The sequence below is a fragment of the Pseudomonas sp. LRF_L74 genome, from assembly GCF_965644255.1.
Lineage (GTDB): Bacteria > Pseudomonadota > Gammaproteobacteria > Pseudomonadales > Pseudomonadaceae > Aquipseudomonas.
This window is the reverse complement of record NZ_CBFFRH010000006.1, coordinates 177,269-193,953: the sequence shown is the minus strand read 5'-3', so window position 1 is coordinate 193,953 and position 16,685 is coordinate 177,269. Positions and strand designations below refer to the sequence as shown.

Below are 16,685 nucleotides of genomic sequence, written 5' to 3'. Positions count from 1 at the left end.
GCATCGGCGCAGGAGCAGAGGCTCAGGCTTCTCCAGGCGCAGCGCCGTCCTCTACCGCGCTCGTGCTTTCGACTATCGGCAAGGCAATACAGAACCTGGCGCCCTGCCCGACGTTCTCCACGCTCAGCGTGCCGCCCATCTGCTGGACGATGCCGTAGCTGACCGACAGGCCCAGGCCGGTGCCCTTGCCGACCGGCTTGGTAGTGAAGAAGGGTTCGAAGATACGGCCGAGGATGCGCGGCTCGATACCGCCGCCGTTGTCCTCGACCCAGAGTTTCACCTGCTGCTCGTCGTGGCTCGCGCTCAGGCGAATCCAGGGTTGCAACCGCGGCTGTTGCTCCTGCTTGCCGAGCATGGCGTCGCGGGCGTTGACCATCAGGTTGATCAGCACCTGCTCAAGCTGATCCGCATGCCCCTGTACCGGCGCGGTAGCCTCGGGCACCTCGACCCGCAGCTCGACCCCCTTGCCGCGCAGGCCTTCGTCGAGCAGTGACAGGGCGCCTTCCAGCGCCTGCAACGGATCGAAGACCTGGCGCTCGATCTCCGAACGCCGACCGAACACCCGCATGTGATCGACGATGCGTGCCGCACGCTGGATCTGCGCCTCGATGCGCACCAGCTTGTCCTGCAGGTACTGGGGCGGCATCTGCGTATCCGATGCCAGCCGCTTGAGCACATTGGCCACGGCCATGCGCATGACGTTCAACGGCTGGTTCATTTCGTGGGCCATGCCGGTGGCCATCTCGCCCAGGGTGGCCATCTTCGCGCCCTGGAACAGTTGCTGCTGGGCGTGCCGCACTTCAGTGTTGTCGCGGCCCACGGCCTGGATTTCCAGCAGCCGCCCCTGTTCGTCGAAGATGCCACGGTCGGCCCAGATCCACCAGGCCTGCTGGCGGCCGGGCAGTTGCAGGTAGATTTCCGCCGTGCCCAACGGCTGCTCCGGCGTCAGTGCCAGCAGGCGCTCGTTGAAGGCCTGGCGCTGCTCGTCGGACAGCCAGTCGCCGAGGTTGGCGCCGACCATCTGCTGCGGCGTACGCTCCAGGTAGTCGGCCAACGGCCGGTTGGCGAAGATCAGCCGCAGATCGGGGGAATAGCGGCAGATCATCGCCGGCGAATCCTCGACCAGGATGCGGTAGCGCTCCTCACTCTCGCGGATACGTTCAGCGGCCTGGGTCGCCTCCGTTACGTCCAGCCACAGGCCGACCGCCTCGCGCGGCTGGCCCAGCTCGTCACGCAGCAGCTTGGCTTCGTCCAGCAGCCAGTGGTAGCTGCCCTGGTTGTCGCGCAGGCGATAGCGGCGGCTCACGCCACCTTCGCGCAGCAGCTCACGGGTGCGCGAGAAGAACAGTTCGATGTCTTCCGGATGCACCTTGTCGGCCAACTGGCTGGCGCGCAGGTCTTCAGTACGCCAGCCCAGCAATGGCGTCAGGCTGTCGCTGCAGAACTCCAGCTCCAGCGCACCTTCGGCATAGGCCTGCACGTAGATCACCGCTGGCGCGCTGGCCACCAGGTTGCGCAAGCGGGCATGGGCGGAGGTGGCCCGGGCCTCTTCATGCTTGATGTCGCTGACGTCCAGGGTGCAGCCGACGATGCGCCGCTGGCGGCCTTCGCTCAAGGCGAGGGCCTGCACCCGCTGCCATGCTTCGCCGTCCCTGCGCAGGCGCAGGCTCTGGACGAAGCCGGCGCTGCCCGACTCGACCCCGCGCAGGCGCACGCGGAACTCGTCGCGGTCGGCGGGATGGATCGCCTCCAGCCACTGTTCCAGCGAGGGCTGCTGCTCCAGTCCCCATACCTGGGCAAGCTCAGGCGCCACATCGAAACGTTGAGTCTCTGCCTGGTACTCCCACCAGCCACTGCCCAGCAAGCGCTGCAACGCCTGCATCCGCCCGAGGCGATGGGACTGCTCATGCTCGGCTAGGCGTCGCAGCAGCGGGCCGACGATCACCGCACAGAACTGCAGCCAGTCTTCGACCGGCACGTCGGGCGCCGCACCGCGTGGGTCGTAGCCCACGGCAATCAGGCAGGCCTGGCAGCGGCCGGCTTCGTGGAAGGGCACCAGCCAGCCGGAGCGATCGCCCAGCAACGCGGCGAGAGCGGGCGAAACGTCGATTGCCAGCGGGTCGATCAACGCAGGCCGCGCAAGGCCATTGTCCAGGGCTTCGCCCAGCGCCTGGCAATCACGCCACAAGCTCTCATCGCCCAGGCGATGGTAGTGGGCATAGACCTGCCAGCCCCGTTCGCCATTCAGGGCCAGGGCCAGGTTCGGCATGCGCAGGCGCTGGGCCAGTTGTTGCAGCACCTCGGCGCAGTTCTCGCGCATGTGCGCATAGACCGAGTCACGCAGGCGGGCGCCCAGGCGCCAGCTTTCCAGCAGCCCCTGCAGGCGCGACTCGCCGCTACGCGCCTGGGCCAGCACGTCGGAGATGTCCTGCAACACCAGTAGCCAGCCATCCTGCTCGCGCCGCAGCCAGCCACGGGTATTGAGCGGGGTTCCGTCCAGGCAAACGAAGTCCAGGTCCAGGGACGCGCCAAGGTGGCTGGCCAGCTCATCGTCCAGATAGGCCGCGCTCTCGCGGCTGAGGTACTCGCGCAGCGGGCGCGCGCCTTCGCTCCCGGGCAAGCGGGTCGAACGATCGCCACCGACCGCCAGCACCGTGCCCAGACGGTCGAGCTGCAACGCCAGGCCTCCCGGTGGCGCCTGCAGACCGAGGGCGTCGCTGACCTGCGGTTGTCCGAACAGACGCATGGGCGCTCACTCCGTAAGCTTGAGGGTCGAGGTGGAAACCAGGGTCGCCGGTACGTCGGGCAGCTTGCCGATACCCGGCAACAGCAGTGGCGGGATCAGTGGGTGGTTGCCGTAGTCGTACTGGATGCGAACGGTCAAAAGACCGTTGACCAGGGTGGTCTGGCTGCTCAGGTAGGGGCGGAAGGCCGCTGGCAGCCAGCTCATGCGCTGGCTCACCACGGTGTTGGTCTCCGCCGTGGCCAGGGCGCTGAAATTGCTCACCGCCGGATTGATCGCAATGACCCGCCGTACCGCCTCGGCCGAGGCTTCGTTGAGCGACTGCACCAGCAGGATCGGCAGGCTGTAGCTGACCGCGCCATAGAACAACGAGAAGAACATCACGAATACCAGGGCGAACTCGATAGCCGCCGCGCCACGCTGGGAATGTCTGCCTGAGCGGATCGGATTGTTCATCGATGGATACCTGTGGATGCCGCGCCCAAGCGGCGCCTGGACAGCGACGAATCGACGATTTGCCGCATACGACGCGGGTGCCAACTACACTGCGCCCAGTTGCCCTGAGCATAGAACCACTCCCCCGGACTTGCCCCGCACCCTCTATGGAAGCACTGATACTGCTGGCCTGGCTGGCCCTGTGTACCTGGCATGACCTGGCCGGATTGCGCATTTCCAACTGGCTGACCCTGGGTGGCTGCGCGGTTGCCCTCGCCTGCCTGCTGGGCAACGGCCAGACATGGCTCGGCGCGTCTCCCGCTGCCGCGCTTGGCGGCTTGGCCCTGGCCCTGTTGCTGGGCCTGCCCGGCTACGCCTTGCGCCGCTTCGGTGCCGGCGATGTGAAGCTGCTGTCGTTCATCGCCCTGGCCGCCACGCCCGGGATTCTCCTGCGCTGCGTGGCCGCTGCCGGCATCGTCCTGGCGCTGTGGGCGCTGGCGTCGCGGCCACTGTGGCCACGCCTGCCTGGAGCCATGCGTACCCGCCTGCATTACCTGGCGCCGGAAAACCTCCATGGCTATCCCTTCTCGCCTTTTCTGTTTATCGGCTACCTGATCAGCTGTTTTTGACTTGGCAGGCCGTTCATCTACAACTAGATAACAGTCAGGCGGGCCAGCAAGCGCGCGCCCAGACCAGCATGTCGCCATCAATCCATCCGGCCTTCGGGAAACCAGGTGAGGCGCTCGTGACAATAGACAAGGGGCGACTACGACATGGAACGGTTGAAGAAAGGCGTCAAACTGCTGATCGTCGATGATGACCACGCGGCCTTGCAGGAGCTGTGCGAATACCTCGACGACAGCGATTTCATCTGCCTGCCCTGCCAGCAGCCGCGCGAAGCCATCGAGCTGTTCCAGGCCGACCACGAGATCGGCCTGGTGCTGTGCGACCTGGACATGCCGCAGATGGATGGCATCGCCCTGGTCCGCGAACTGGAGCGCATCGCGGGCGATGATCATCCGTTCGAAAGCATCCTGTTGACCGGCAAGGGCCAGGCCAGCGACGTGGTCGACGCCATGCGCGTGGGCATCGCCGACTATTACCAGAAGCCGGTGGACATGACCCTGCTGCTGCTCGCCCTGCAGCGCCTGGAGCTCAAGCTGCGCGACCGCCTGGAGCACTACAACATGCTCGAAGCCCTGAACCAGAAGCTGCATTTCGTCGCCACCTCGGTGGACGAGCTGTACCGCGAGTTCAGCCATGCCAAGCGCAGCAGCGGCAAGACCGAACCCACCACGCTCAAGGAGCAGCAGCCCGTGGTGCTGCCGGCCTACTTCGAGGCACTGTCGCCGCGCCAGCTCGACGTTGCCCGCCTGGTCTGCAAAGGCATGACCAACTACCAGATCGCCTGCGAGCTGGGCATCACCGAAAACACCGTGAAACTGTACGTCTCCCAGGTGCTGCGCCTGACCCACATGCACAACCGCACGCAGTTGGCCCTGGCCCTGTCGCCGGGCAAGAGCGGCCGCGCGACGACCCACTGACCCCCGGCTCATCGCACCAACTGCGGTGAGCTGAGATGGACATCCTCCAGCGTCACGTCGGCGAAGCCTACCTTGATGCCCAGGGCGGTAAGCAGCGGGTTGAGGATAGCGCTGCTCAGTTGACTGACTGCCATGTTGAGCAATGCATCCGGTCCCCCCGCCAGGGCAAGCACCGCCTGCACCACCGCATTGGTCGCATACTGGATGACCCCATTGAGCAAACATCCCAGGTTCAGGACCGTAGGGACACACTGGCTGTAGAGAATCTGGACATTATCGACGACCACCGAAGGAAGACTGACGCTCACCGGCGAGTAAAGGGTCTGGGGATTAGGCGTGATGGTCTTGCTCAGGGTGCCGTTCGAATTCGCCGTGGTCGTCACCGTGTAGGCCAGGGTTCCCGATGCGCTACCGATCACGGCGCTATTTCCGCCCAGTTTCAGGTCAGCATTGAGAATCGTCAGCGCCCCCACACTGAGCCGGATGCTTCCTGGATTTGATTTCGAGCTGCTGGAGGTCAGCGCGATGCTGTCGGTGCTGGTCTGCGCTTCGATTTCCACCCTGCCAGGGTTTGTGCATTGAATACTCTTCAAACCGGCGGTCGCCTCCGCCAGGCCAACGCGAACGGCGATATCCACATCGGCATCGATCACATTGGTCCCGATGGGTAGCAGTTTGGATAACGAAGGATTGACCTTCAGCACCAGGCTCATCTGCCCGGTGCTGGCCTGGGTACGCCAGGTGCCGGTTGCCGGGTCGATGCCGGCCGGGCCGGAAGCGAACTTCGGCGCCTCGGTGATCTCCAGCGTCGCACTGGCCAGGTTGGCGACACTCAACGCCAGTTCCACCGAACGCGTGCCATTGGCAGCGATGGCCCCCACGGTCAGCAGGTCGAACAGGTTGACGGTGGTCTTCAGCGCCTCGCGGCCGGTCCCGGCGGCGAGGCCGAGCACCTGGCCCAAGGTCGTGGTCACGCCCGGCAGATTGAGCAGCTTGGCCCCTGACAGGTCCACGCTGCTGAGGCCACTGGTCTTCATCAGCGAGCCGACCACCTGTACATACGGCAGCACGCCGATACGCGTATCCAGCAACTCATCGAGCGTGCCGATACCCGCCTGGGCCTGGAGCAGGTCGAGAAAGTCCAGCAGGCTCACGTTGGCCGTCGCAATACCTTGCGGGGTCAGTACGCCAAGGTTGACGTTGCCGTCGAGTACGCCCTTGAGTACCGGCGCCAGCAATGGCGATGCACTGCCATCCAGGCGCAGCAGGCCACTGCCGACGGTGAAACTGGCCACCGCGGTGCGCCGCGCGATGGCTTCGGCCGGCAGCTCGACGGTGGCGCCGAACAGGCCACCGAAGATCAGGCTCGCGGCGACCTTCTTGCGCACCTTTACCTTGACCCCGTCGACCAGGGTCGCCGAGGCGTTCAGGTCGCGCTTGGCGTCGCTGCCGATCACCACCCCGCCGATCGTCGCTTCCAGCGTCGCGTTGGCGCCCGGAGCGAAGCCATTGCGCAGCGCACTCTGTAAGGCGCGGCCCTGGGCCGTGGCATTGTTCCAGGTAACGCCCGCAGCCGCGCACTCGCCACCGAGGTTGGCCGCCTCCAGCGCCGCCATGTCCGCCACGCGCTGCAAGGTGCGCTTCTCCATGTACAACCGGCCACTGTCCACCGCCAGGGCCACGAACAGCAGCAACAGGCCCAACAGGACCACCGCCATCAGGCCGATGGCACCGCGCTGGCGAGAGAAGGAGGCAGCCATGGTCGTTACCTCAGTCGCTGGAACCGCCCTGCTCGCCCGAACTGTCGTCGAACCATTCCGGGATCGCATGCTTGTAGCTCTCCAGCCAGCGCTGGTAGCTGAGTTCCCGCTCGCTGGGCGTCTGTACCTGCGCCTGGGCCGACGCCTGTTGCCCGCTGCGTTGCAGTTCCAGCCAACTGTCGACGTTGTCCGGCTTGCCCTCGCGCTCGGCGGCCTGCCCGCCCAGGGGCGACAGCAGCACGGCGATGACCAGCCATATGCGTGGGCTATTCATGCTTCACCTCCTTTGACGACTCGTTCAGCACGGGCCCGGCATCAGCCAACGGCAGCGCCGCTCCGGACGAAGCCCCCAGCTCCCGGGCCAGCGCTTCGGCGCTGCGGGTCTGCGCACTGCTCAGGCCAACCTTGTCGATCAGCTTGGCCGCCTGCTCCCAGCGTTCCTGATACAGCAGCAGCGCCAGCAGGTTGATCGCCGGGCGGCTCTGCGCCTGGTTCAGCTCCAGGGCCGTAAGCAGTTCGAAGCGGGCCGCCTCGACGCGGCCCTGGCGCAGGTAAAGCACGCCGAGGTCATTGCGGATACGCGCGTCGGTGGGCTCCAGGCGCGCGGCTTCGCCCAGTTGCAGCTCGGCCTCGCGCAGATCGCCACGACTCACCGCCAGTTGTCCCAGGCCGTGGTGCCCGGCAGCGCTCAGGCAGGTATCGAGCAGGCTCTGGTACAACCCACGCGCCTCGCTACGATCCAGCCGGCGCAGCAATTGCGCCTTGCCCAGGCGCACATCCGGCAGGCTGTCGGGCAGTCCCTGCAGATGCGCCAGCGCGGCGTGCAGGCGTCCCTCTGCCGCCATATCACGGGCAAGGTTGAGCTCCAGGTTCTGCTCCTGATTCGGCTTGGCACACGCCGGCGCCAGCGGCCCGCCCGCCTGCCGGGCCTGCAACAGTTCCGGGAGACTGGCGCAACCGGAAAGCCCCGCCAACGTCACTGCAACGATCCATCCTTTCATCCAGCCATGCCTCGCAATGCATGGCCGATCGCATTGAAGCCGGGGCCGGCCAATACGATCAGCAACGCGGGAAAGAGAAACAGCATCATCACCACCGCCATCTTCGCCGAGAGCCTGGAGATGTACTCCTGCAGCCGCGTCAGCCGACGCTGGTCGAGTACGCGCTTGAGCGCCAGCAAGGAATTCATCGCCCCGCCCCCCTGGCGAATCAGTTGCTGGAGAATGGCCAGGCAATCGGTCACTTCGTCCACCGCCAGCAAGTTGCCGAGCTGGCTCAACTGGTCGGCCAGTTCCGCACCGGAATCCACCCTGGCGAGAACGATGCGCAGCTCCCAGCTCAGTTGCGGCAGGATCTGCCGCGCCTCCTGGCTGAGCACGCGGATCGCCTGTTCCACGGTCAGGCCGGACTCGAACAGCACCCGCAGCAGCGGAATGAAGGTCGTGATCTCCACGGTGAGCTGCCGCTGGCGGCGCGTGGCCGCCATCACCAGCAGGCGCTTGGGCAGCAGATAACCCGTGCCTGCCGCGAGGAACGGCCAGATCCAGGCGTACTTGGAGGGGGTGGAAAACGCCTGGAACAGCACGGTGACGAAAATCAACAACAACGGCAGCAGGAACTGGCTGACCAGGAACATCGCCCGCCGCCTGGCGCGGCGCCAGCCGACACGGTTGAGCAGGACCAGGGTCTCGCTGTCCTTGGCCAGCATGCGCAGGCCCCAATCGCTGCTGCCGATACGAATCAGCAAGCCGTTCCAGAACGCCTGATCGCCTTCGTCGTCCACGCCGCTGTGCAGGCGATGCAAGACCCGGTTCGCGCGCTGCCCTTCCTGCAGCCAGGCGACGATCAGCAGTGCCGCCGCCAGGGCCAGGCACAGGGTGAACAGTAACCAGGGCATCACACCGACCTCGTCATGCGCCAGAGCAAGAAACTGCCGAACGCTTCGAGGCCCAGCGAGACCATCAGCATCTGCCGACCGTCGGCCTGGCTCCACATATTCATCAGATAGCTCGGGTTGACCGAAAGGATGTATACCGCCATCAGCAGCGGCAAACCGCCCAGCACCCAGGCGGTGATCCGTGTTTCGCCGGTCATGGCACGGAACTGGCGGGCGATGTGATCGCGCTCCTGGATCAGGTTGATCAGGTTCTGCAGCAATTCGCTCGCACTGCCGCCGTAGCGATGATTGACGCGTATGCCCAGGGCCAGGATCTGCAACTCTTCCAGGCCATAGATAGTGGCCGTCTCCTGCAACGCTTCATCCAGCTCCACGCCCAACTGCACGTTGCGGCTGACCCGGTGCATCGAGCCCCTGAGCGGCTCCGGCGCGGCGAGGATGGCACGAATCATCGCGTCGCCCAGGGTGCGTCCGGTCTGCAGGCTGCGCAGCACCTGATCGAGCATCAGCGGAAGCTGCTCGATCATGCGTTTATTGCGCCGCCGCGAACGCCAGTCCAGGTACAGGCGCAGCAGGATCGGCGGCAGAATCATCATCACCAGCCACAGGAACAGGCCGCCGAACAGCCCGCCGGTCATCATCAGGCCCAGCCACGACAGCAGTATCAGGCGCATGCGCTCGCTGGGCACGTTCAGGCCGGCGCGCAGGAACGCCCTTTCCAGCAGGGTCAGCGCCACCGTCCCGCGCAGCGCCGGCTCGCCGACCGTCACCAGGCCGAGCCGCGCCAGCACCTGTTCTTCCACGGTCTTGCGCTTGCCGCTCTGCCACAGCATTACCGCGCAGGCGGTCATCAGCAGCGCGAGCACGAGCATGATCAGTACCGCGGTCACCGTAGTTCACCTTGCATATGACGCAGTTTATCGCCCGCCGGATTGACCGCCTCGCGGGTGAAGCGGCCGGCGAGGCGGTCGAAACGGAACAGGGTGTTGGTCACATAGATATCGTCACGGATATCCACCACCTCGACGATCTCGGTGATGCAGCGCTTGCCATTGGGCAGGCGGGTGAGCTGGACCACTACGTCCAGCGCGGCGCAGATCATCTGCCGCAACGTGCGTTCGGCGACCTGCATGCCAGTGAGGCCGACCAGGGTTTCCAGGCGCAGCAGCGCGTCGAGGGCGTTGTTGGCGTGCACCGTGCTCATCGAGCCGTCATGGCCCGTGTTCATCGCCTGCAGCACGTCGAGCACTTCCACGCCACGCACCTCGCCGAGAATGATCCGGTCGGGACGCATGCGCAGGGCATTGCGGATCAGGTCGCGGGCCGCCACTTCGCCGGCGCCCTCGGCATTCGGCGGACGGGTTTCCAGGCGCACCACATGGGGGTGGTTGAGCTGCAACTCGGCGGTATCCTCGATGGTGACAATCCGCTCGTGGCTATCGATGAGCTGGCTGAGGACGTTGAGCAAGGTGGTCTTGCCGGTGCCGGTGCCGCCGCTGACCAGGATGTTGCAACGCTTGCCGACCGCCGCGCGGATGAAATTCAGCATCGGTTCGTCGAGGCTCTGGTAGGCGATCAGGTCGGTACTGCGCAGCAAATCCTTGCGGAATTTGCGGATCGACAGGCAGGGGCCGTCGAGAGCCACCGGAGGGATGATCGCATTGACCCGGCTGCCGTCCGGCAGGCGCGCGTCGACCATCGGGCTGGACTCGTCCAGGCGCCGCCCGAGGGGCGCGAGGATACGCTGGATCACCCGCTGGACGTGGCTGTCGTCGATGAAGCGCAGCTCGCTTTGCGCCAGCACGCCTTCGCTTTCGACGAAAATCCGCGCAGGACCGTTGACCAGGATTTCCGTCACCGTGGGGTCACGCAGCAACATCTCCAGAGGACCGAATCCGGTGAGCTCATCCACCAGTTCCTCGGCCATGTGCTCGACTTCGTAGCGCGACAAGGCCAGGCGATGGCGGTTGACGTACTCCACCACCTTGTCGGTGACGTACTGGGAAATGGCCGGACGCGCGGCCTCCAGCACATTCACCGCGTCTTCGTCGATGGAGTCGATGATGTAGCGGTGCAGCACCAGTTTCAGGCGCTGGCCATCGTTCGGCGTCGCGGCCTGGACGGCAGGCTGGGCAGGCGCGGCCTGGGCCGGTTGCGTGGGCACCGCGGCCGGACGCGCGCTGGCACCGCCGAAAAAACCCTCGGACTTCATGGCCGCCCGCTCCAGCGGCGGAACCAGCCGGTATGCGCCTCATGCTCGTGACCGATCAGCGCCTCGCCAAGCTGGCGCAAGGTCTGGCTGACCTTCTCGCGCGGTGCCGTTTCATACAGCGACTGGCCGAGGTTCTTGGCATTCAGCCGCGCTTCCGGGCAGAACGGCAGCACGCCATACACCGCCAGGTCGAAGGTTTCCCCCAGCGCCTTGGCATCCGGCGCCACACCTTTGAGGTAGCGGTCGACCAGCAGTTGCACATGGTCGAGCTTGAGCCCCGCGTCACGCCAGAAATTCAACAGGGACAGATTGCGCCGCGCCCCCGGCACGCTCTGGTCGCAGAGCCACAGCACATGGCTGGAGCGGTTGAGCAGGATGCGCAGCGCCTCGCTGTCGGGTTGCCCGGCAAGGTTGACCACGATCTGCTGGAACGACTGGTTGAAGGCACCCAGCAACAGGTAGATCTCAGCGGCGCTGGCGCTTTCCAGGGCGTCGCCATGCTCGGCGCAGGCCAGGATGCTCAGGCCTTGGGCATGCTTGGCAAAGGCACTGCTGATCAGGCTGGTGTCCAGGCGCCGCAGGTTGCGCAGCGCATCGCCGAAAAAGAAGGTCGACTCCAGCCCGAGCAGCCCCAGGCTGTCGGCGGCGGGCAGGCCGAGGTCGAGCAACAGCGTGCGTTGCCCGGCCGCCTGCATGGCCATGGCCAGGTGGGTGGCGACCAGTGCGCTGTCGCCCCCCTGGTCGCGGGTGAATATCGCGGTCATGCGCTCGCCCTGCCACACCGGCGGCACACTGGGCAGGCGCTTGGTCAGCCGCCTGGCCAGGCCAGCCACTTCGCTGGCACGGGCGCCATAGGCGATGAAGTCCCGGGCGCCGGCACGCATGGCGTTGAGCACCAGGTGATTGTCCAGGCCATCGCCGAGGGCGACGATGGCCAGCAGCGGCCGCGCCTCGACCATGCCTTCGATCAGCGAACTCTGCGTGGTCAGGTTGTCACGGTCGAGGCCGATGAACAGGATGGACGCGGATGTGGCATCGACCAACGAGAGCAATTCGTCCAACGACCCCCTGCCGGCGCTGAGCACCTGGCCCACCGGAACCAGGGCGCTCTGCAGCCAATCCATGTCGGTGGCGTTGCGGGTCAGGGCGAGGAAGGTCTGACTCATATCGAATCACTCCGATAAACCGGCGCGACTGTCGAAGTCGCCGTTTTCCTTGAAATAAAGCTCGAACGCACTGGGGTCGTAGCGCCGCAGCCGCTCCCCCGGCAGGTCGGGCAGGCGGGCGCCGACGGCCAGTGGCTGGACCAGGCGCGGGGTGACGATCATCAGCAGCTCGCGGTCCTGGCGATTGATGTTCGAGTTGCGGAAAAACGCCCCGAGCACCGGGATGTCGCCCAGGCCGGGAAACTTGTCGACACTGGCGGCGTTGCTGCTGCTGATCAGGCCGCTGATGACGAAGCTCTCGCCATCGGCCAGGGCAATGCTGGTATCGGTACGCCGCACGTTGAGCGCCGGCACCTGGGTGCCGGCGATGGAGATACCGGCGGTGAAGTCCAGCTCGCTGACCTCAGGCGCGACCTTGAGCAGGATGCGCTGGCTGCCGATCACCGTGGGCGTCAGGGTCAGGCGTATGCCGAACTCCTTGTACTCGATGCTGATGTTGCTGCCGTCGCCGCTTGGCACCGGCACCGGGAACTCGCCACCGGCCAGGAAGCTCGCGCTCTGCCCACTCAACGCCACCAGGCTGGGCTTGGCCAGGGTGTAGGCGAAGCCGCTGTTTTCCAGGGCATTGAGGATGCCCAGCACCTTGCTGCTGCCACCGCCCCAGACGATGTTGAAGCCGTCGTTGTTCAGCGGAATGGCCGAGGTGACCGAACTGACCGCCCCCGGTGAAACGGTCGTATCAGGCACCGTCCCCGGCGCGCCGAACAGGAAATTGTTCGAGCCCTTGCCAAAGATCGAGGTGCCCACTTCCTTGAGCTTGCCGCGACTGACTTCGACGAAGCGGATATCGGTCTGCACCTGGCTGGGCGCGATGTCCTGCGGCTGGGCGACCGAGGCGAGCAGTTCCGCCGTGGCCTGGCCTGCGACCCGTACCTGGCTGTAGCGTGGCGCCTTGCTGCAGGCGGTCCAGACCATCAGGCTGGTGCTGCCCGGCTTCTTGCCGGTGAGCAGGAATGCCTTGTTCCCCACCGGCTGCACATCGGCAATGCCTGGGTCGCCCACCGCGATGCGCTGTACCGGCAACGGAAACGGCACCTCCTGCTGGCTGCCCTGGACGATATCCACCACCGCAGGCGCCGCACTCAGCGCGGAGCAGGACGATGCGGCGTGCACGGCCTGGGCCAGCCCCCCTCCGATTAGAAATACCGCTGCGTACCTAGCGATTCTGCCCATGGCGTTCCTGCCTCAAGGTGTATTGCGGTTGGACTCGCTGCCACGAATGACTTCGATGCCGTTGCCTGCCTGCGCCCGTGGCGCCGGCCCCGTGGCTGGCCGCACGGCAGCGGCCAGCGGCACGGCCGGCACCCGCGCGGCCGCCGCGAGCTGGTCGATCTGCACCAGGCGCCGCTGCGCCTCGTCCTGGGCGACCTCGGGCACGCCATCCGAGCTCATGTACTGCGCCAGCAATTTCTCGTCGGCACTGCGCACCGCCAGGCGCAGCAATCCGGACTGGCTAGCCAGCAACAGCCGGGTGACCTGGGCTTCGGGAACGGCAAGCACCGCGGAATGCGCGGTTTGCCGGACAATGCCGTCTTCGGCGGATGTCGCAGGATTGGCCGGCTGGCCATCGTTCTTCAGGCCCAGCACCGGGCCGATGCCAAGCAGGCGCATGGAGGGCAGCACCACCTGGGCACTGTCGGCGTGGAGCGCATCGCCAGCGAGGAACAGCAGCACATCGACATAATCGCCGGGGCGCAAGTGATGGCCTGCGACGGTCACCTCGTCCACCGCCACCGCCACCGCGCGCTCGCCAGGGCGAATCATCTGCGCCAGCGAGCTGCCCGTGGCGAAACTCGACTCATTGAGCCAGGAGCCAGTCGGCAGATCGACCCAGGCGGTGCGGCCAACAACCTTGTCCGGGGAACCGAAACTGCCCGGCGGCACATTGCGCACGTGCTCGATGGCCAGGTCCTCGGCCACGACCGGGGTGAAAGCCTTGAGCGGACGGATCAACACCACGACCGGCGCACTGAGTGCCTGCTCGACCTGCTCGCCAGTCGTAGTGGCGGTGCCAGGCACCTGCCCGGGTGCGGCCGGCTGTGGCGCTCTGCTGAGATAGACCCCCCAGTAGCCGGCGGCCATCGCCCCGATCATCAAAAGCCCCGCCAGAGACAAAGTAACGCGGCTGTTCATACGGCAGACTCCTTCGCCGTTTCATCCAGAAAAAGCAGCCCCTAGAGACCGGCCCATGCGCACCCTGTGAACGATGCGAAGCACGGTGCCGTTCGTCAGCAGCATAGGTTCAATTCCATGGATGCGCAGGCAAGACATACGAGGAACTCCACTGCCGTGCCGCCAGAGCGAAACGCTTGCCAAGCGCGGCACGCACGCCAGTAAAACAACGCCACAAAATCGTCAGGATGGCCACTATCACTTTACGACTAATACTTTTTCGAGCTTGCACGAGCAGCGGCCACCGACTAACTCTCAAGACGTAACTTCGTCCGCAGTTCAGGAGTGCACCACGATGCTTAATCGAATCATGTTCAACATCCTCAGTCGTTTCGTCCGGGATGAGCGGGGTGCATCCGGTATCGAGTACGCGATCATCGCGGCGATGGTGGCCCTGGTCCTCATCGCCTTCGTCGCCGACGACGGCATCAGCGGCAGCATCAAGGGTATTTTCGAGGCCATCAAAACCTCGCTCTCCGGCGCGACCGACGAATAGCATCGCCCGCCGACAAGGAGCAGCCCATGCCGCTACCCGCCCGCCAGGAAATCCTCCTCGTCGACGACGAGGAGGACATTCTGCTCGAACTCGCCGAGCTGATCGAAAGCGAGGGTTTCGTCTGCCACACCGCGTCCTCGGTCCGTGCCGCGCTGGCGCAACTCGAACGGCACCCCGGCATCGCCCTGGCCATCACGGACCTGCGCATGCCCGAGGAGAGCGGTCTTCGTTTGATCCAGCGCCTGCGCCAGAACGAAAGCCGCCGCGACCTGCCGGTGATCGTCACGTCAGGCCACGCCGAGATGGACGATGTGGTCGAAGCCCTGCGCCTGCAGGTCATCGACTTCTTCCGCAAGCCGATCTACCACGACATGCTGTTCCAGACCCTGAACCGGCTCTTCCCGGTGGCCGGAGGCTAGCCTGGCGTTTTTCTCCAACCTTGTAGCTCAAGGCCCGCTGCCCGAGGCGGCCTTGAACGCCTTTCGTCCTCGCCATGATCGCCATTCATGTGCCAGCCCCCTGCGCTTGGGGTAGAATCCATGCCCTCTCACTACCGCCCAGCTGACTCCAGGGGATTTGCCATGTTCAGCCGTGATTTGACCATCGCCAAGTACGACGCCGAGCTCTTCGAAGCCATGCAACAGGAAGCCCTGCGCCAGGAAGAGCACATCGAGCTGATCGCTTCCGAGAACTACACCAGCCCCGCCGTGATGGAAGCCCAGGGCAGCGTGCTGACCAACAAGTACGCCGAAGGCTACCCGGGCAAGCGCTACTACGGCGGTTGCGAGTACGTCGACATCGTCGAGCAGCTTGCGATTGACAGAGCCAAGCAACTGTTCGGCGCCGATTACGCCAACGTCCAGCCGCACGCGGGCTCGCAAGCCAACGCCGCGGTCTACCTGGCCCTGCTCAGCGCCGGCGACACCATCCTCGGCATGAGCCTGGCCCACGGCGGCCACCTGACCCACGGCGCCTCGGTATCCTCCTCCGGCAAGCTGTACAACGCCGTGCAGTACGGCATCGACGGCAACGGCCTGATCGACTACGACGAAGTCGAGCGCCTGGCCGTCGAGCACAAGCCGAAGATGATCGTCGCCGGTTTCTCCGCCTATTCGCAGGTACTGGACTTCGCCCGCTTCCGTGCCATCGCCGACAAGGTCGGGGCCTACCTGTTCGTCGACATGGCCCACGTCGCCGGCCTGGTCGCCGCGGGCGTGTACCCGAACCCGGTACCGTTCGCCGACGTGGTCACCACCACCACCCACAAGACCCTGCGCGGCCCGCGCGGCGGCCTGATCCTGGCGCGCAAGAACGAAGAGATCGAGAAGAAGCTCAACTCCGCCGTCTTCCCTGGCGCCCAGGGCGGCCCGCTGGAGCACGTGATCGCGGCCAAGGCCGTGTGCTTCAAGGAAGCCTTGCAGCCTGAGTTCAAGGCCTACCAGGAACAAGTGGTGAAGAACGCCCAGGCCATGGCCCAGGTGTTCATCGACCGTGGTTTCGACGTGGTTTCCGGCGGCACCAAGAACCACCTGTTCCTGCTCTCGCTGATCAAGCAGGAAATCTCCGGTAAAGATGCCGACGCCGCCCTCGGCCGCGCGTTCATCACCGTGAACAAGAACTCGGTGCCGAACGACCCGCGTTCGCCGTTCGTGACGTCCGGCCTGCGCTTCGGTACGCCTGCCGTGACCACCCGTGGCTTCAAGGAAGTCGAGTGCCGCGAACTGGCCACCTGGATCTGCGACATCCTGGAAAACATGGGCGACGAGTCGGTAATCGACCGCGTCCGCGAGCAAGTCAAAGCCATCTGCGCCAAGCTGCCGGTTTACAAATAACCCGTAGCCAACCGCTAAAAAGAAACCCGGCCTCGAGCCGGGTTTCTTTTTGCTGCGTCATTTTCACTGCCAGCACCCTTGCAGAACGTTCACCCGATGCCTCAACGATAAAGCTTCTCTTTTTCGACAAAAAATTGTCAAAAATAAAACCTTTAAAATCATTCATATAAAATCACAAGAACAGAAAAGCCAAAATACCGCCGAACGGTCGTAGGCAGATAGCAGCAAAATCTTTAAACCATCTCGCTTCCGGTCTTTACCGCCGCACATCTGCTGCGGGCCGGATTCGGGGAACACGACATGGCAAACGACGAGGAAGGAGCAATCAAGGCCCAGGCATTGGAAACGAACGAGACAACAGCCAGAGA

16 protein-coding genes are annotated in these 16,685 nt (G+C 65.1%); 5 read left to right on the top strand and 11 right to left on the bottom strand.

The features are described 5' to 3' along the window. Nucleotides 1-22 precede the first annotated feature (22 nt). Both ACSZPK_RS16725 and ACSZPK_RS16720 read right to left on the bottom strand, forming a co-directional pair. Entirely contained in the window at nt 23-2,746 is a 2,724-nt protein-coding gene (locus ACSZPK_RS16725) for an ATP-binding protein (protein WP_437882604.1), read from the bottom strand. Between the two features lie 6 nt (nt 2,747-2,752). Next, on the bottom strand, nt 2,753-3,199 hold the full coding sequence (locus ACSZPK_RS16720; RefSeq protein ID WP_437882603.1) for a TadE/TadG family type IV pilus assembly protein: 447 nt from the start codon (nt 3,197-3,199) through the stop codon (nt 2,753-2,755). Nucleotides 3,200-3,345: 146 nt separating this feature from the next. On the opposite strand from ACSZPK_RS16720, the gene ACSZPK_RS16715 reads away from it, so the two are divergent. Together ACSZPK_RS16715 and ACSZPK_RS16710 are read left to right on the top strand one after the other, a co-directional pair. Further along, on the top strand, nt 3,346-3,807 hold the full coding sequence (locus tag ACSZPK_RS16715) for a prepilin peptidase (protein WP_437882602.1): 462 nt from the start codon (nt 3,346-3,348) through the stop codon (nt 3,805-3,807). Between the two features lie 144 nt (nt 3,808-3,951). Beyond that, entirely contained in the window at nt 3,952-4,722 is a 771-nt protein-coding gene (locus tag ACSZPK_RS16710) for a response regulator transcription factor (RefSeq protein ID WP_437882601.1), read from the top strand. 8 nt (nt 4,723-4,730) lie between these two features. Here ACSZPK_RS16710 and ACSZPK_RS16705 read toward each other — a convergent pair whose 3' ends face one another. The 9 genes from ACSZPK_RS16705 to cpaB are packed head-to-tail and all read right to left on the bottom strand — an operon-like array spanning nt 4,731 to nt 13,950. Beyond that, nucleotides 4,731-6,482, bottom strand: coding sequence for a pilus assembly protein TadG-related protein (locus ACSZPK_RS16705; RefSeq protein WP_437882600.1), 1,752 nt, complete (start codon nt 6,480-6,482; stop codon nt 4,731-4,733). 10 nt (nt 6,483-6,492) lie between these two features. Next, on the bottom strand, nt 6,493-6,756 hold the full coding sequence (locus ACSZPK_RS16700; protein ID WP_437882599.1) for a DUF3613 domain-containing protein: 264 nt from the start codon (nt 6,754-6,756) through the stop codon (nt 6,493-6,495). Beyond that, complete coding sequence (locus ACSZPK_RS16695; RefSeq protein ID WP_437882598.1) at nt 6,749-7,483, bottom strand: tetratricopeptide repeat protein; 735 nt, start codon at nt 7,481-7,483, stop codon at nt 6,749-6,751. Before ACSZPK_RS16695 ends, ACSZPK_RS16700 begins: the two co-directional genes overlap by 8 nt. Continuing rightward, a complete protein-coding gene (locus ACSZPK_RS16690; protein ID WP_437882597.1) occupies nt 7,480-8,379 on the bottom strand; it encodes a type II secretion system F family protein in 900 nt (299 codons plus the stop codon). Before ACSZPK_RS16690 ends, ACSZPK_RS16695 begins: the two co-directional genes overlap by 4 nt. Further along, nucleotides 8,379-9,269 carry a type II secretion system F family protein gene (locus tag ACSZPK_RS16685; RefSeq protein WP_437882596.1) on the bottom strand — a complete coding sequence of 297 codons (891 nt, stop codon included), beginning with the start codon at nt 9,267-9,269 and terminating at the stop codon, nt 8,379-8,381. The genes ACSZPK_RS16690 and ACSZPK_RS16685 overlap by 1 nt, the downstream gene beginning before the upstream one ends. Continuing rightward, nucleotides 9,266-10,591, bottom strand: a complete 1,326-nt coding sequence (locus ACSZPK_RS16680) for a CpaF family protein (RefSeq protein WP_437882595.1) — start codon at nt 10,589-10,591, stop codon at nt 9,266-9,268. Before ACSZPK_RS16680 ends, ACSZPK_RS16685 begins: the two co-directional genes overlap by 4 nt. Next, a complete protein-coding gene (locus ACSZPK_RS16675; protein WP_437882594.1) occupies nt 10,588-11,757 on the bottom strand; it encodes a pilus assembly protein in 1,170 nt (389 codons plus the stop codon). The genes ACSZPK_RS16680 and ACSZPK_RS16675 overlap by 4 nt, the downstream gene beginning before the upstream one ends. A gap of 6 nt (nt 11,758-11,763) precedes the next feature. Beyond that, nucleotides 11,764-12,990 carry a type II and III secretion system protein family protein gene (locus ACSZPK_RS16670; protein WP_437882593.1) on the bottom strand — a complete coding sequence of 409 codons (1,227 nt, stop codon included), beginning with the start codon at nt 12,988-12,990 and terminating at the stop codon, nt 11,764-11,766. A 12-nt stretch (nt 12,991-13,002) separates the two neighbouring features. Then, nucleotides 13,003-13,950, bottom strand: coding sequence for a Flp pilus assembly protein CpaB (gene cpaB, locus ACSZPK_RS16665; protein ID WP_437882592.1), 948 nt, complete (start codon nt 13,948-13,950; stop codon nt 13,003-13,005). A 334-nt stretch (nt 13,951-14,284) separates the two neighbouring features. On the opposite strand from cpaB, the gene ACSZPK_RS16660 reads away from it, so the two are divergent. From ACSZPK_RS16660 to glyA, 3 genes are all read left to right on the top strand, one after another. Further along, the gene (locus ACSZPK_RS16660) at nt 14,285-14,485 is read left to right on the top strand and encodes a Flp family type IVb pilin (protein WP_437882591.1); all 201 of its coding nucleotides are present in this window, start codon (nt 14,285-14,287) and stop codon (nt 14,483-14,485) included. Nucleotides 14,486-14,511: 26 nt separating this feature from the next. Beyond that, entirely contained in the window at nt 14,512-14,904 is a 393-nt protein-coding gene (locus ACSZPK_RS16655) for a response regulator (RefSeq protein WP_437882590.1), read from the top strand. Nucleotides 14,905-15,066: 162 nt separating this feature from the next. Beyond that, nucleotides 15,067-16,317: a serine hydroxymethyltransferase gene (glyA, locus tag ACSZPK_RS16650; RefSeq protein WP_437882589.1), complete on the top strand. Its 1,251-nt coding sequence runs from the start codon at nt 15,067-15,069 to the stop codon at nt 16,315-16,317. The last annotated feature ends 368 nt before the right edge of the window (nt 16,318-16,685 follow it).